This is a genomic window from Amycolatopsis sp. lyj-23 (genome assembly GCF_046549135.1).
Taxonomy (GTDB): Bacteria; Actinomycetota; Actinomycetes; order Mycobacteriales; family Pseudonocardiaceae; genus Amycolatopsis.
Genome location: NZ_JAJPWN010000003.1, coordinates 277,490 through 292,918, shown reverse-complemented (window position 1 = coordinate 292,918; position 15,429 = coordinate 277,490). Strand labels below are relative to the sequence as shown.

General features: G+C 71.7%; 12 protein-coding genes. 9 read left to right on the top strand and 3 right to left on the bottom strand.

Translation table 11 applies throughout. The annotated features are described in order from the left end of the window. Positions 1-18: 18 nt before the first annotated feature. Positions 19-1,902 (bottom strand): DUF6541 family protein, encoded by a 1,884-nt coding sequence (locus tag ACLJPY_RS07470; protein ID WP_410587274.1) that lies wholly within the window; start codon positions 1,900-1,902, stop codon positions 19-21. Between the two features lie 264 nt (positions 1,903-2,166). On the opposite strand from ACLJPY_RS07470, the gene ACLJPY_RS07465 reads away from it, so the two are divergent. Genes ACLJPY_RS07465 through ACLJPY_RS07455 form a run of 3 tightly spaced genes read left to right on the top strand, consistent with a single transcriptional unit; the run spans position 2,167 to position 6,098 of the window. After that, positions 2,167-3,924 (top strand): hypothetical protein, encoded by a 1,758-nt coding sequence (locus ACLJPY_RS07465; RefSeq protein ID WP_410587273.1) that lies wholly within the window; start codon positions 2,167-2,169, stop codon positions 3,922-3,924. Further along, a complete protein-coding gene (locus ACLJPY_RS07460; protein WP_410587272.1) occupies positions 3,921-5,360 on the top strand; it encodes a hypothetical protein in 1,440 nt (479 codons plus the stop codon). The genes ACLJPY_RS07465 and ACLJPY_RS07460 overlap by 4 nt, the downstream gene beginning before the upstream one ends. Before the next feature lie 9 nt (positions 5,361-5,369). Then, on the top strand, positions 5,370-6,098 hold the full coding sequence (locus ACLJPY_RS07455; protein WP_410587271.1) for a lysophospholipid acyltransferase family protein: 729 nt from the start codon (positions 5,370-5,372) through the stop codon (positions 6,096-6,098). Between the two features lie 4 nt (positions 6,099-6,102). Here the strand turns inward: ACLJPY_RS07455 and ACLJPY_RS07450 are convergent, their stop codons facing one another. Beyond that, on the bottom strand, positions 6,103-6,903 hold the full coding sequence (locus tag ACLJPY_RS07450; RefSeq protein WP_410587616.1) for an HAD family hydrolase: 801 nt from the start codon (positions 6,901-6,903) through the stop codon (positions 6,103-6,105). 148 nt (positions 6,904-7,051) lie between these two features. Here ACLJPY_RS07450 and ACLJPY_RS07445 point away from each other — a divergent pair, with 148 nt between their 5' ends. Then, positions 7,052-7,933: an LLM class flavin-dependent oxidoreductase gene (locus tag ACLJPY_RS07445; protein WP_410587270.1), complete on the top strand. Its 882-nt coding sequence runs from the start codon at positions 7,052-7,054 to the stop codon at positions 7,931-7,933. A gap of 138 nt (positions 7,934-8,071) precedes the next feature. Here the strand turns inward: ACLJPY_RS07445 and ACLJPY_RS07440 are convergent, their stop codons facing one another. Next, positions 8,072-10,081 carry a DUF6541 family protein gene (locus tag ACLJPY_RS07440; RefSeq protein WP_410587269.1) on the bottom strand — a complete coding sequence of 670 codons (2,010 nt, stop codon included), beginning with the start codon at positions 10,079-10,081 and terminating at the stop codon, positions 8,072-8,074. 79 nt (positions 10,082-10,160) lie between these two features. Between ACLJPY_RS07440 and glf the strand changes: the two genes are divergently transcribed. The 5 genes from glf (at position 10,161) to ACLJPY_RS07415 (ending at position 15,238) form a co-directional block, all read left to right on the top strand. Next, the gene (glf, locus tag ACLJPY_RS07435) at positions 10,161-11,384 is read left to right on the top strand and encodes a UDP-galactopyranose mutase (RefSeq protein ID WP_410587268.1); all 1,224 of its coding nucleotides are present in this window, start codon (positions 10,161-10,163) and stop codon (positions 11,382-11,384) included. Next, on the top strand, positions 11,377-11,895 hold the full coding sequence (locus ACLJPY_RS07430) for a phosphatase PAP2 family protein (RefSeq protein ID WP_091305309.1): 519 nt from the start codon (positions 11,377-11,379) through the stop codon (positions 11,893-11,895). Before glf ends, ACLJPY_RS07430 begins: the two co-directional genes overlap by 8 nt. Then, on the top strand, positions 11,892-12,857 hold the full coding sequence (locus ACLJPY_RS07425) for a decaprenyl-phosphate phosphoribosyltransferase (protein ID WP_410587267.1): 966 nt from the start codon (positions 11,892-11,894) through the stop codon (positions 12,855-12,857). Before ACLJPY_RS07430 ends, ACLJPY_RS07425 begins: the two co-directional genes overlap by 4 nt. 110 nt (positions 12,858-12,967) lie before the next feature. Then, the gene (locus ACLJPY_RS07420) at positions 12,968-13,645 is read left to right on the top strand and encodes a hypothetical protein (protein WP_410587266.1); all 678 of its coding nucleotides are present in this window, start codon (positions 12,968-12,970) and stop codon (positions 13,643-13,645) included. A gap of 75 nt (positions 13,646-13,720) precedes the next feature. Next, on the top strand, positions 13,721-15,238 hold the full coding sequence (locus ACLJPY_RS07415; protein WP_410587265.1) for a hypothetical protein: 1,518 nt from the start codon (positions 13,721-13,723) through the stop codon (positions 15,236-15,238). Positions 15,239-15,429 lie beyond the last annotated feature (191 nt).

Here is a 15,429-nt window from a genome sequence, read left to right as displayed (position 1 = left end):
TGCGCACCTGTGGACAACTCAGGGCGTCAGCCGGTAGATCACCGCGTCCGGGTTGCGGTAGGCCTGGGTCAGGAACGGCTCGCCCGCCAATCCGGTCAGCCCCGGCTGATAAGGCGCGGCCGGTTCGGCGGCGGGCTTTCCCAAAATGACCCAATGGATGTTCAACCGGCGCACCGCCGCGCGCACCGCGGGATCCACCGAATAGTCCCGGAAGCGGTTCGCGAGCAACACCGCGTCCGATGGTGGGGAAGTTCCGTCGAAATGCCCGGCGACCGTTCGAATTCCCGTCAAAGCGTAAGTCCACGCCGTTCCGTCGAACCGGTCGTTCATGGCCCATTCGCCCGGTCGGGCCAGTGTGCCGAGCACGGCCATCGCGGTCTGCTCGCCGGGTGTCACGCGCAGCGTCGACGCGTCAGCCGCCTGGTAACCCGAGTACACCTGGTTCGCGTTCGCCCGGACGTACAGCCCGTGGGAAAGGCCCGCGAAACCCAGCAGCACGACCGCCGCGATGGCCGACGGCGGGATCCGGGACGGCAACCGGTCACGCAACCACGCCTGCGCCGACGCCAAGCCGTGCGCGGTGAGGACCGACAGCGGGACCGCCGCCATCGAGAAGAACCGGTACGGGTCGTTCCACCAGGGCCGCGACAGCGTCATGACGATCGGCGCATCGGACGACGTCACCACGATGTACGCCACGCCGGTCACCGCCGCGGTCAGGCCGATCCAGCGCAGTTCGCCGGCCCGCGCGAAGAACACGAAGCCGAGGAACAGCGCCGCCGACAGCCACAGCTGCGGATGCGGTTCGTAGTGCTGGAACCCCAGCAGCGCGCCCAGCGCCGTCGTGGCGCGGTACTCGCTCGGCCAGCCGTAGTAGGGCAGGTTCGCGGCCGAGCCGAGCGCGCCGGACAGCTGCGACCACGCAACCAGCAGCGACCCCACCGCGATCGGCAGCAGGAGCAGCAGGTCGCGGCCGAGCCGCCGCAGGCCCCCGAGCCAGCGCTGCACCAGCAGCGGGCCGGCGAACAGGAGCCCGCCGAACAACGTCGACGAGTGGATGCACAGCAGACCGACCGCGGCCAGCACGAGCACCAGCCCGGTGTCCGGCGCGGCCCGGTCCAGGTACCGCCGCAGCGCCACCGCGGCCAGCGGCGTCAGCGCCACCCCGAGCGCGAACGGCAGCAGTGGCCCGCGGTTCATCGACTCGTAGACACCCATCACCGGCGCCACCGCCGTCAGCGCCACGGCCCCCGCGAGCACCGCCCGGCCGCGGAACTCCCGCACCAGCGTCACCAGGGACAACGCCAGCAGCGCCGGCAGCAGCACGGTGTTCGCGTCCAGCGTCTCCGGGATCGTCGCCCCGCTGAGCCGGTACGTCACGGCCGCCAGCAGGTGGTAGGCGTTGGGGTAGAACACCGGTGCCGCGTCGCCGTACCAGTTCACGTGGCCCGTGCCGAACAGGCTGCCGTCGCCGGTGTCGGCGATGTAGCGGACCGCGTTGCCGTGGTAGACCGCGTCGAACCCCTGGGGCAGCGCACCGATCCGGCCCAGCCCGAGCAGGGCGGCCGCGAGACCGGCCGCCGCCGCGAAGAGCAGGCAGGCCGCCACCGCCAGGTGCCCGCGTCCCGCCCACCACCCCGGGTCCGGCTCCGGCGGACGGCGGCGCACGGTGAACTTCCGGGCACCGAAGGCGATCGCGGCGAACCCGGCGGTCGAGCCGGCGTACGTCAGCGGCGTGAACGGCAGCCCGGCCGCGGCTGCCCATGGACCGCTCAGCCCGCCCACGGCGTAACTCAGCAGGGGTGCCAGCCCGGCCAGCACCCAGCCGCGCAAACCCGCGGCGAGACCGGTCAGCAGACCGGGTACGGCGATGACGACAATGGCGGCACATACGCAGAGCACGATGGAGACTAAGCCGGGAATGGCCGGCCGGATGCGTTGCGGCGCCGCCTCGATCGGAGTTTTTCCGAGACGTCACTTCGGCCGTCGGAGGCCGCACCCGATCGGGTTATTCTGGGAGGTGAATTTCCCTGCTTGACTGTCGCCGGCGAAGTGCTCCACCCCTATTCGGGCAAGTGAACGGTCCACGGGAAACGCCTCGCCGCCGATGATCGATAACCTGGCCGGGCAGCCGGGCGGGTGCGGTGACGAGCTGGAGGGGGCCGGGTGGTCTACGCGGTCGTGGTGGCGTGGCTGGTCGTCGCCGCGATCGTGGTGCTGACCTGGCACCGCCTGGACACCGACCGCGGCTGGCGCGGCGTCGTCCTCGCCCTCACGCTCGGCCTGTCCCTGCTGCACCAGCTGCTGTTCGCGACCGTCAGCGAGGACGCGCTCGTCACCTTCCGCTACGCGCAGAACATCGCCGACGGCAACGGCCCGGTCTTCAACCCCGGCGAACGCGTCGAGGGGTACACGAACTTCCTCTGGCTGGTGCTGGTCGCCCTGCCGCGCGCGGCGCTCGGTGCCGACATCCGCACCACGGCCGTCGTGCTGGGGGTGCTCGCCGCGCTCGGCTGCGTGCTCGTGTCCTGCTTCCTGGCCAACCGGATCGCCGCCGCGGCCGCACCGGCCGGTACCGAGCCGCGGCCGGCGATCGGGGTGGCCGCCGCGGTCCTCACCGCGAGCGCCGGCGGCCTCGCCGCGTACGGGGCGTCGGGCTCCGAAGTTCCGCTGTTCGTGCTGCTCGTCCTGGCCGTCGGCTACTCGCTCGCCGCGCGCCGGCCGGTGGTGGCCGGGGTGCTCGTCGCCTTCGCCGTCATGACCAGCCCGGAAGGCCTGGTGGTCGCCGCGCTGGCCGGGCTGTGGCTGGTCGCCGCCGCCGCCAAGGAAAAGCACAGCTGGTGGGCGCCGGTGGGGTACGCGCTGGGCGCGCTGGTCTTCCTGATCCCGCGGCTGGCCTGGCGAGCGACGTTCTACGAGCACTTCGTGCCCGCGCCGCTGGCCGCGAAGCTCGGTGGCCCGTTCGGCGAGCACGTCGCCGCCGGCTGGCCCTACCTGTCCGGGTTCGCGCTGGCGCACCAGGGTTTCCTGCTGCTCGGCCTGGTCGCCGCGGTCGCGCTGGTGCTGCGCCGCACCGATGCCCCGGTCGGCGCGGCCGCGTTCCGGGGCGAAGCTCCGGGTGCCACAACCGCGTCTCGGGGATTGCGGGTGGCGGAGCCGCGGGGCCCGGTCGTCGCCGCGTTCGAGGCGCGGGCGCTGCTCTGGCTGCTGTTCGCGATGGCCGCCGGGCTGGCCGCGGCCGCCGTGCTCATCGGCGGCGACCCCGGCCCGGCGTGGCGGCTGCTGGCCCCGCTGCCGCCGCTGCTCGCCGTCGCCGCGGCGGGGACGTACGGCGTGCTGACCGCGGGCGTCGCGGAGAAGCCGTCGCCGCGGCCGAAGCCGTGGCCCGGCGGGAGCCGGCTGGTGCCGGTGATCGCGGGCGGGGTGGCCGGTATCGCGGTCCTGGTCTCGGTGTTCAGCCCCGAAATGCTCGACCGGGTGCGCGACTGGCGTTCGCACGGCACCGAACTCGCCGAGATCGGCGGCTGGCTGGGCGACTACCTGCCGCCCGGATCGGTGGTCAGCGCGGCCGCGCCCGGGGCGCTCGCCGCTCACGGCAGCCAGCTGCTCATCATCGACGTCTTCGGCCGCACCGATGACCACATCGCCCGCGAAGGGCGGCACGACGGCGGTGTCGCGACCGACTACGACTACGTCGTCAACGTCCGCCGCCCGACGGTGGCCGTGCCCGCCGACGGCGGCTACGCCGACCGCCAGCACTGCGCGATCGACCCGGTGTACGCGGGCAAATACGAGGTGGCGACCTTCCGCCGCGTCGGCACGCCCTACTGGGTCTCGGTGTACCCGCGGGCGGAACAGGCGAAGTCGCTGATCGCCGACCTCGACAAGGGCCCGGACTTCCGCTACGTACGCTGTCCTTCGTGAAGCTCGAGGCCCCGGACCGGCAGCTGGGCGCGGAAGCCCGGCTCGGGATCGGGGTGTTCGGCGCCTCGCTCGCGCTGTTCGTGGTGCGGTTCCTGGTGCCGCGGCCGATCGCGATGTCCAACAACGGCGACGGCGGCCGCGTGCTGTGCGGCGCCGGGATCACCTGGAAGGGCCTGCCCGAGCCGTTCGTCCACCTCGCCTACGCGCCCACGCCGTCGGCGCCGTGCCGTCCGACGTACCTGCTGACCCAGAGCTGGCTCGCCGACCTGGCCGTGCGGATCGGACGGCTGATGGGTCTGCAGGGCACGTTGAGCCTGGTCGTCCTGGGCCTGCTGAGCAGCGTGATCGCCGCGGCGGCCGTCACGGCGATCGTGCTCGGCCTGCCGCACCCGCGCCGGACCCGGCTGTTCGTGGCGGCGGGGCTGCTGCTGGTCGTCGCGGATTCGGCGTTCTTCGGCTACTTCGCCGCGATCCTCGGCGAAGGCACGGCCTTCCTCGGCCTGCTGCTCGCCGTCGGCGGCCTGCTCCTGACCGCGCGCGAAGGCCGGTGGAGCTACGCGGGCATGGCGGTGACGTTCGCCGGCGGCGTCCTGGCGGTCAACGCCAAGGTCCAGACGCTGACCATCCTGCCGATCCTCGCGGTCGCGATCCTGCTCGTGCGGCCCGGCACGCTCCGCGGTGCGCGCCGGTGGGCGTCGGCCGTACTGGTGATCGGCGCGATCGGTGCCGTCACGCTGTACGCCCAGCAGAGCGTCGAGCCCGCGCGAGCGCCGGATGGGACGTACAGCGAGTTCCCGGGCGACGACTCCCGCGAGATCAACGTCTTCAACTCGATCTTCCTCAACATCGTCGACGGACGCCACGACACCCAGGCCGACCTGGCCGAGCTGGGGTTGCCGCCGTCGTTCGCCCAGTACGCCGGCAACGGCTGGTGGCACCCGCACCCGGCGCGCATCGACCCGCTGTACCCGGGCTACCGCGACCGGATGAGCCGCGGGAACGTCGTCGCGTACTTCGCGCACCACCCCGGCCGGACCCTCGAGGTGCTCGACCGCGCCGCGACCGACCAGCTCACCGCCCGGCCGGACTACCTCGGCAGCTTCGACCAGGAAGCCGGCTTCCCGCCGCACGCACAGGAGCACCGGGTGCCCGTCGTGTCGTGGCTGACCAGCCTGATCAGCCCCCTCGGCCTGTTCGCGCTGGCGCCGCTCTGGCTGCTCGTGCTGAGCCGAACGTGGGTGCAACGCCGGGGGCCGCTGGGGGTCGTACTGGCGTTCCTGCTCGCGGTCTCGCTGACGCAGTTCGGCACGGCCGCCCTCGGCGACGGCATCGAAGGCGTCAAGCACCAGTCCGTCGCGTTGTTCGCGCTCCTGACGGCGCTCACCCTGTGTGGCCTTCGCCGCTTGACCGGCCGCCAACAACCTACGGTCCCGTAACCTTGCCGGATGGCTGACCTGGTTTACCCTCCCGTGATCGCGGCGGCCCGGACGATGTTCCGGGTACTCGACAACCGGATCCGGATCGAGGGCGCGGAAAACATCCCGCGCCGCGGCGGCGCGGTCATCGCGTGCAACCACGTGAGCTACCTGGACTTCATCTTCTGCGGTCTCGGCGCGCGCCCGGCCAAGCGGCTGACGCGGTTCATGGCGAAGAAGGAGATCTTCGACAACAAGATCGCCGGGCCGCTGATGCGCGGGATGCACCACATCTCCGTCGACCGCTCCGCCGGGCTGGCCTCCTACCGCGAGGCGCTGGCGAAGCTGCAGGACGGCGAGGTCGTCGGCGTCTTCCCCGAGGCCACGATCAGCCGGTCGTTCACCGTCAAGGAGATCAAGTCGGGCGCGGTCCGGATGGCCGCGGCGGCGCACGTCCCGGTCGTCCCGATGGCACTGTGGGGCACCCAGCGGCTCTGGACGAAGGGCCGCCCGAAGGACCTGACCCGGCGGCACGTGCCCATCTCGATCCTCATCGGCGAGCCGATGCACCCGGCGAAGGGCGACGACTGGGACGTCGTCACCAAGGAGCTGCGCACCCGGATGAGCGCGCTGCTCGACCGGGCCCAGGCCGAGTACCCCGACCGGCCCGCGTCCGACGAGGAACGCTGGTGGCTGCCCGCGCACCTGGGCGGCACGGCGCCGACCGCGGCCGAAGCGGCCGAGCTCGACCGCCGCTAGAACGCTAGAACCAGCGCTCGAGGACCTGCGCGACACCGTCCTCGCCGGCCGGACCGGTGACCTCGTCGGCCACCGCGAGCAGCTGCGGGTGCCCGTTTTCCATCGCGACGCCGTGGCCGGCCCAGCGCAGCATCTCGACGTCGTTGGGCATGTCGCCGAAGGCGATCACCCGCTCGGGGTCGACGTCCAGCCGCTCGGCGACGTCGGCGAGGCCGGTCGCCTTGGTGATGCCGTGCGCGGACAACTCGACCAGGCCGCCCGACGACGAGTACGTGACGTCGACGTCCCGGTCGAACAGCGCGTTCACCGCGTCCGCCATCTCCTGCGACGCCATCCCGCGGTGGCTGACCAGCAGTTTGATCGCCGGGTGCCCGAGGACCTCGGCGCGCGGTCCGGTGCGGCCCTCCCCGTCGCCCCACGGGTTGTGGTAGTCCGGCTCGATCACGAAGTTGCGCATGTCGTGGTCGACCGCGCCGGTGCTGACGCGCTCGGTCGCGAGCCGGCAGCCGGGCAGCGCCTTGTCGAGCGCGTGCGCGATGTCGTGCAGCAGCGTCGGCTCGAGCAGCCCGTGGACTTCGACGATCTCTTCGCGGCCGCAGTCGTAGAGGACCGCGCCGTTCGCGCACACGGCGTACCCGGTGAGCTCGAGCGGCTTCGCGATCGGCGCGATCCAGCGTGGCGGGCGGCCGCTGGCCAGCACGAACGGAATGCCGGCCTCGATCACCCGGCGGACCGTGGCGATCGTGCGGCCGGACAGGGATTCGGAGGGGCCGAGCAGGGTGCCGTCGACGTCGGACGCGATCAACTGGGGTCTCTCCACCCACCCATTGTCCCTGACTCGTTCGGGCGAAGACGTTCCCGTCCGTGCGACAGCCGGTGGTGACCGATAGTCTCCGCCTTCCTCCCCACCACCCTCAAGGGAGAAGCTTCGCTTCACTGTTACTTTTCGTATTGTGCGAGTAGGCATCGTCATTCTTCCGGAAGATCGTTGGTGGGCCGCCGAGCCGAAGTGGCGCGCCGCCGAGGAGTACGGCTTCGACCACGCCTGGACCTACGACCACCTGGGCTGGCGCAACCTGGTCGACGGCCCGTGGTTCTCCGCGATCCCGACCCTGACGGCGGCGGCCATGGTGACGTCCCGCATCCGGCTCGGCACGTTCGTGGCGTCCCCGGTCGCCCGGCACCCCGTGCCCTTCATGCGCGAGCTGAACACCCTCGACGACGTCTCGGACGGCCGGTTCGTCCTCGGCGTCGGCGCGGGCGTCGACCACCGCCACTACGACGGCGCCGTGCTCGGCGCGCCCGAGCTGACGGCCAAGCAGCGCGCCGACCGCTTCACCGAGTTCGTCGAGGCCCTCGACGGGCTGCTGATGACCGACGAGTTCGACTTCGACGGCGAGTACTACCGCGCCCGCGGGGCCCGCAACCTGCCGGGCCCGGTCCAGCGGCCGCGGCTGCCCTTCGTCGTCGCGGCGAACGGCCCGCGCACGATGACCCTCGCCGCGCGCTTCGGCGCGGGCTGGGTCACCACCGGCAAGGGCGGCGAGACCGCCGACGAGTGGTGGCGCGGGATCGGGGAGCTGACCGAGGTGTTCGACCAGCGGCTGGACGCCGCGGGCCGCGAGCGGGCGAGCATCCAGCGGCACCTCAGCCTCGACGCGTCCCCGGTGTTCTCCCTGAGCAGCGTCGAGGCGTTCCGCGACGCCGTGGGCCGGGCGCAGGAGCTCGGCTTCACCGACGTCATCTCGCACTGGCCGCGGTCGTCGTCGCCGTACGAGGGCCGGGAAGCCGTGCTGGAGCAGGTCGCGAGCGACGTCCTGCCGGAGCTGCACTAGTCCGAACGAGTGACATCGGGGTGAGCGGGAAACCGTTTGCCGGTTCCCGGGCGTCTGTGTTTGCAGACGACCGGGATCACCCCGGGGGTGCGGGGGCCCTCGTGGCCGCGGCTGGGGCGCCGCGGCCACGAGGGCGTTCTACTTCGTGATCCGGTAGATGACCGCACCCGGGTTCCGGTACACGACCTGCAGGAAGTCGTGCCCGTCCAGGTGCTGCAGCCCGCGCGCGATGGGCGTGTCGCGGCGGATGGTGCCGCTGCCGATCAGCACGTAGTGGATGTTCAGCCGCCGCACGGCCGCGCGCACCTGCGGGTCGCTGTCGTAGTCGGCGAAGTGCTGGGCCAGGTAGAGCGCGTCCGGGGGAGCGACTCCGGCGTCGTAGTGGCCGGCCACCGGGTGCACGCCGGTCAGCGCGTACATCCAGGCCGTGCCGTCCATGCGGTCGTTGAGCACCTTCTGCTCGGCCGGGATGCCGAGCGTGCCGAGGTGGTCCATCGCGTCGATCTCGTCCCGGCTGACCGGCGGGACCACTTCGCCGGGCAGGCCGTTGTAGTACAGCAGCGACACCGTCTTGGCGTTGGCCGAGCGGTAGAACCCGCCGGTCAGCACGCCCATCGCGACGACCAGCAGCACCGCCGTCGCCAGGCCGACCCGGCCGGTCAGCCACGGCCGCGCGCGCACCCACGCCCGGCCGCTCGCGACCTTCGCCAGCCACCGCTGGGCCTCGCTCATGCCGTGCGCGGCGAGCAGGCACAGCGGGATCGACGCCAGCGCCATCAGCCGGAACCGGTCGTTCCACCAGGGCCGCGACAGGCTGATCACCCAGTGCTCGCCGCCGAAGCAGGCGACGACCACGAACAACGCCGACAGCCCGAGCGCCGAGAGCACCAGCCAGCGCATCCGCCGCAGCCTGACCAGGGTCAGCACACCGATCGCCAGGAACACCGTCAGCCAGATCTGCGGCACCGGCAGCACCTGCTTGAACGTCGCCAGCATCGCCAGTGCCTTCCACACCGGCATGTGGGAGCCCCAGGCGTAGTACGGGTACGAGCCGGACGTGAAGCCGATCGCGCCGAGGATCATCGGGGCGGCCAGCAGGCCGGCGACCACCATCACCGGCAGCATCCGCAGGACGTCGCCGCCGATGACCCGCCCGGCCCGCCTGCCGTCGGGGACGCCGTCGACGCGGCGGCCGCGCAGCACCCGGTACCAGCGCTGCACGACGAGCGGGAACGCGAACAGAATGGCCCCGAACAGCGCGCTCGAGTGCGCCGCGAGCAGGCCGGTCGCGCTCAGCGCGAGCACCGCGCCCGTGTCCACGCCCGGCCGGGCGACGAACCGCTGCAGCGCGATCACCGCCAGCGGCGTCAGCACGATGCCGAGCGCGAACGGCAGCAGGCCGCTCGACACCGACTCGTAGGCGCCGGTCGTCGCGCCGCCCGCGACCAGCGCGGCACTGCCGGCGAACACCGCGCGGCCGCCGAGCTGGCGCACCAGCGCGGCCATGGCCAGCGCGAACAACCCGGCGATCGGCATGGTGATCGCGTTCAGCGTGACCGGGATCGACGTCCCGGACAGCTCGTAGACCAGGGCACCGACCAGGTGGTAGGCGTTCGGGTAGAACGAGCCGTCCGGGTACCAGTTGATGGTGCCCATGCCGGTCAGGGAGCCGTCGCCGGTCTCGGCGATGTAGCGGATGCCGTTCGCGTGGAACACGGTGTCCCAGCGTTGGAACACCGCGGTCGTCCCGCCGCGGCCGGTGACGACCACGACGATCGACACCGCGATGGCGATGGCGACGCAGGCCCCGACGGCCAGGTGCGCCCGGCGCGTCCACGGCACCGCGGGTTCCTCGGCGCCCGGCGTGAGCCAGCCGCGTGCGGTGGCCAGGCGGCGCAGGCCGTAGAGCACGGCGGCGAGCAGCAGCGTGCCCGCGGCGACGCTGGGCGGGCCGTACGGGATGTGCGCGATCGCCAGCCACGGCCCGGCCAGGCCGGTGACGGCGTAGCTGAGCAGCGGCGCGAGCCCGGCCAAGGCCCAGCCGCGCAGGCCGGCGGCCCAGCCGACGACCCCGCCGGGGACCGCCAGCACGGCCAGGTAGGTGGCCACCGCGCCGAAGTAGCTCCAGAAGTCCTCGGGTGCAGGCACTGCTTTCCAGGTGTGTCGTAGGCCGAAATGTGATAGGTGGGTGCAGGCGGGGTTCACGACCTGCGTACCCTCGACGCCCGTGAGCGCGCACACGAACCCCGCACAGATTACTGAAGACGATTTCGCAGGTTACGACCTCGTCGTCGTCGGGTCCGGCTTCTTCGGGCTGACCGTCGCCGAACGGGCCGCGGCCGAGCTGGGCAAGAAGGTCCTCGTCCTCGAGCGACGCAGCCACCTCGGCGGCAACGCGTACTCGGAGCCCGACCCGGAGACCGGCATCGAGGTCCACAAGTACGGGGCGCACCTGTTCCACACCTCGAACAAGCGCGTGTGGGAGTACGTGAACCGGTTCACCGAGTTCACGAACTACCAGCATCGCGTCTTCGCGCGGGTCAAGGACCAGGTCTACTCGTTCCCGATGAACCTGGCCCTGATCAACCAGTTCTTCGGCAAGTCGCACACCCCGGACGAGGCCCGCGAGCTCATCGCGAAGCAGTCCTCGGAGTTCGAGACGGCCAACGCGCAGAACCTCGAGGAGAAGGCGATCTCGCTGATCGGCCGCCCCCTCTACGAGGCGTTCATCAAGGGCTACACCGCGAAGCAGTGGGAGAACGACCCCAAGAACCTGGGCGAGAACATCATCACGCGCCTGCCGGTCCGCTACAACTTCGACAACCGGTACTTCAACGACACCTACGAGGGCCTGCCCGTCAACGGGTACACCGCGTGGCTCGAGAAGATGGCCGAGCACGAGAACATCGAGATCCGGCTGAACGTCGACTACTTCGACGTCCGCGAGCACATCCCGGCGGGCACCCCGACCGTCTACACCGGACCGCTGGACCGCTACTTCGGCTACTCGGCCGGCAAGTTCACCTGGCGCACGGTCGACTTCGAGTCCGAGGTCGCCGAGACCGGCGACTTCCAGGGCACCTCGGTCGTCAACTACAACGACCAGGAAGTCCCGTACACCCGGATCATCGAGTTCCGCCACTTCCACCCGGAGCGGGACTACCCCAAGGACAAGACGGTCATCTTCCGCGAGTACTCCCGCTTCGCGGGCGAGGACGACGAGCCGTACTACCCGATCAACACCCCGGAGAACCGCGAGAAGCTCGAGGCCTACCGGGAGCTGGCCAAGGCCGAGGCGCGCGAGAGGAACGTCCTGTTCGGCGGCCGGCTGGGCACGTACAAGTACCTCGACATGCACATGGCCATCGGCTCGGCGCTGTCGGCGTTCGACAACAAGATCGCCCCGCACCTGACCGACGGCGCGCCGCTCGACGGGTCCCTCGATGCTTGAGAAGGGCCAGCCCACCGGAGAGGTGGCGGTCCTGGCGAAGGCGCAGGGCTTTCTGAAGAGTGAAGCTTCGGTGAAGGCTGCGCGCGGCATGTCGCACTTCGGTGAGCACGCCATCGGCTGGTTCGGCCTGGGCGTGCTCGGGGCCGTCGTCGACAAGAAGCGGCGCAAGGACTGGCTGGTCGCTTCGGCCGGTGTCGTGGGTGCGCACGCGGCGTCGATCGCGGTGAAACGCGTGGTCAGGCGGCCGCGACCGGACCACCCGAGCGTCGAGGTCCTGGTCGGCACGCCGAGCAAGCTGAGCTTCCCGTCGTCGCACGCGACGTCCACCACGGCGGCGGCGGTGCTCTACTCCGGATTGACCGGGCGTAACCTGGTGCCCGCCCTGGTACCGCCGATGCTGGCCTCGAGGCTCGTGCTCGGCGTTCACTATCCGACAGACGTTCTGGCCGGTGCAGCTCTCGGGGGGCTCGTCGGCGGTCTGATACGACGGAAGCTGAAGAAGAACCCATGAGCGAGACGACCGAGCAGCGCAACAGCGACGAAACTGCCGTGACTCCCGACGCTCCGGCGACCCCGGGTGCGGCGGCACGTGGCCCGCTGGGCCTGGTCGGCGGCGTCATCAAGACGGCGCGGCCGCGGCAGTGGGTGAAGAACGTCCTGGTCTTCGCGGCCCCGTTCTTCGCGTTCTCGAAGTCGACCGACCGCACCGGTCTCCTGATCGACGCGATCATCGCCTTCGTGGCCTTTTCGCTGACGGCGAGCTCGGTCTACCTCATCAACGACGCCATCGACGTCGAGGCCGACCGCGCCCACCCGACCAAGCGCAACCGGCCCATCGCGGCCGGGATCGTGCCGGTCCCCGTCGCGTACGGGGCCGCGGTCGTGTTCTTCCTGGCCGGCCTCGGCGTGTCGTTCCTGGCCAGCTGGCAGCTGGCGGTCGTGCTGGGCGTCTACGAGGCCGTCCAGCTCGGCTACTGCTTCGGCCTCAAGCACCAGCCGGTGGTCGACCTGGCCATCGTCGGCTCGGGCTTCCTGATGCGCTCGATCGCCGGCGGCGTCGCGGGCGGCATCGCGCTGTCCCAGTGGTTCCTGCTGGTCACGGCGTTCGGCTCGCTGTTCATGGTGGCGGGCAAGCGCTACGCGGAGATCATGCTCTTCGAGCGCACCGGCGCGAAGATCCGCTCGTCGCTGAAGAAGTATTCGGCCAGCTACCTGCGGTTCGTCTGGGCGACGTCGGCGGCGATCCTGATCATGTCGTACTGCCTGTGGGCGTTCGAGATCCGCCAGACCGAGCACAACTCGGTGTGGGCGCTGATCTCGATGGTGCCGTTCCTGGTGGCGGTGCTCCGCTACGCGGTGGACGTCGACGGCGGCATCGCGGGCGAGCCCGAGGAGATCGCGCTCAAGGACCGCATCCTGCAGGTGCTGGGCGCGAGCTGGGTGATCACCCTGTTCCTGGCGTTCTACCTGTGAGTTCTCATGGCGGATCGACAGGTTCGCTTCAGGTGACGCACAGCTGAGCGGCGCACCCTGGGGTGGTGGGGGCGGGCACTGCGCCCGTCCCCGTGACCACAGGAGCGACGATGAACGACCAGCCGCGCGAGCAGAAGGCCCCGGACGCGACCGACCAGCCGACCGTCGAGCACCCGACCCCGGCCGGCGAGCCGGCGGCGGTCCACCAAAGTCCCGCGGCCGCCGAGCCTGGCCAATCGGCTCCTGCGGCCCCAGGGGATGACGCAGCCCAGGCTTCTCCCACCGCCGCGTTCGCCTCCGAGCCTGCTGGGTCCGGCCCAGCGGCCCAACCACCTGCCGCGGGAGCGGCCGCCACGCAGAGCGCGGCCGAGCCGGTGAATCCCAGCCAACCGGCGGCCGCCGCACCCGGCCAGGCGTCCGGCACCACTCCGGCCGACCAGACCGCCGTCCACGGCCAGCAGCCGCCGCCCACTCCGCAGCTCTCCCAGCCCGGCCCTGGCCGGCACTACGCGGCCTGGGGTCCTCCGCAAGCCGCGCCGCGGCCGTCCGGTGGGTTCCGGCGGTTCGCCGGCCACCGCGCCACCCAGCTCGTCGGCGCAGGCCTGCTCGGCCTGCTGATCGGCGGTGGCATCGTCGGCGGGATCGCCGCCGCGTCGCACCACGGCCCCCGCTCCGGCGGCCCGGGCATCCACCGCCAGCACAACGGCCCTGACCAGGGCTTCGACGGCCGCGGCCCCGGCTTCGGCGGGCGCGGCAACGGCGGCACCGGCACCGGCGACGGCATCTGAGGCACCACTGTGGCCTAGGCCACCCGTACCCCGCTCAGATCACAGATTCATCACGAGCGGGGTACGGTATTTCGGATGCGAAGCGCCTCCGCAGAACTCCCCGAAGTCGTCCGCGTGCTGCCGGCGGCCGTCCCGGTCGCCCGCTCGTGGGCTCTGCCGGCGGGCGCCGCGGCCGCCTCAGCCTTCGTGTTCGCCCTGGTCAGCAGCCATCTCATCGATGACACCTACATCACGCTGTCCTACGCGAAGAACCTCGCCTTCCACGGCCACTGGGGCCTGATCGAGCAGGGCACGGCGAACACCGCGACGTCCCCGCTGAACGTCCTCCTCCTCGGCGCGGTCACGTTCGTCGTGCGCGACGCCGTGCTGGCCGCCGGCGTCGTGTTCGTCGCCGCGCAGGTGCTGCTCGTGCTGGGGCTGCGCCGCCTCGGCGAGCGCTCCGGCCTGCCGGCGGCGTTCGCACCGCTGACGTTCGCCTTGCTGCTGGTCAACCCGCTGCTGCTGTCCTCGATCGGGCTGGAAGTCGCACTCGGTGCCACCGGTGTCGTCTGGACGCTCGTCTACGCGGGGGAGCGCCGGGCGAGCCACCTGGGCGTGGTGATCGGGCTGCTCGCCCTCGTCCGCATCGACCTGCTGCTGTTCGCCGCGGTGCTGTTCGCCGCCCGCCGCGAGTTCTGGACCGGCATCTGGCGGACGGCCTTCGCCGCGCTCTCCGTCACGCTGCCGTGGTTCGGGTTCAGCTGGGTGGTGCTCGGCTCGGCCGTGCCGGACACGCTCGTCATCAAGATCAGCCAGCAGTCGTGGGGCCCGTTCAGCTTCACCAACGGCCCGCTGCTGTACTGGCGCAACTTCCCGGCCGCGGCCGCGCTGTCGTTCCTGCCGCTGCTGCTGGCCGTCCCGGCCGGAGTGGCGTGGCTCGTCCGGTACCGCCGCGGTTCCGAGGCGGCCCGCCGGCTGACGCCGTTCGCGGCGCTCGCCGTCGCCGGCGCGGTGCACTACCTGGCTTACAGCCGGCTCGGCGTGCCGCCCTACCACTGGTACTACGCGCCGAGCATCATCGGCGCGACGATCTTCCTCGCCGCGTGCGCCTCGGCCGTCCCGGAGCGGGTCCGGCGCGGCGCGTGGACCGCGGCCGGAGCGGTCCTCGCGGCGAGCGTCGCGGTGTACGCGCTGCCGGGCCTGCCTCGCCAGTTCGCGCCCATCACGAGCAACCACGCGTCGACGACGGAGTACCGCGAGATCGGCCAGGAGCTGGCGGCGATCGCGCACGGCCGCAAGGTGGAGACGGCGGGCGAGGTCGGCGCGCTGGCGTACGCGTGCGACTGCGAGCTGGTCGACGAGTTCTCCGACCGCGGCGCGGTGGACCCGGCGATCACGGAGACCAAACGCCGCAGCGACGACCTCGGCCGGGCCCTGCTGGAGGCCAACTTCCACAACTTCGACCACAGCGTGGCCCCGATCAGCCCGGACCTGGTCCTGGCGACCACCCGCCGCACCCCACCCCCGGCGGCGCTGGCGAGCTGGCGAATCGACTCACCGTGGGTGGGCAGCCAGAACCTGTACCTGGTGCCGGCCCACGCCGTGGGCGGCTGAGCCTCGGCCGTCGCCGTGCTGAGCCCGGTCGGTCCACAGGCGCCAGCCAATGTGGACAGCTGCTGCGGCCAGCGCCTTTCCGGCGGCTTCCGTCGCCCCTCGCCGATAGAATGGACTTGGGCACGCCCCCCAGGGAGGGTGGGGGAGTTGCCGCCGCCGATGTCCACTTTCGGTCGAAGACCCGGCCCTCG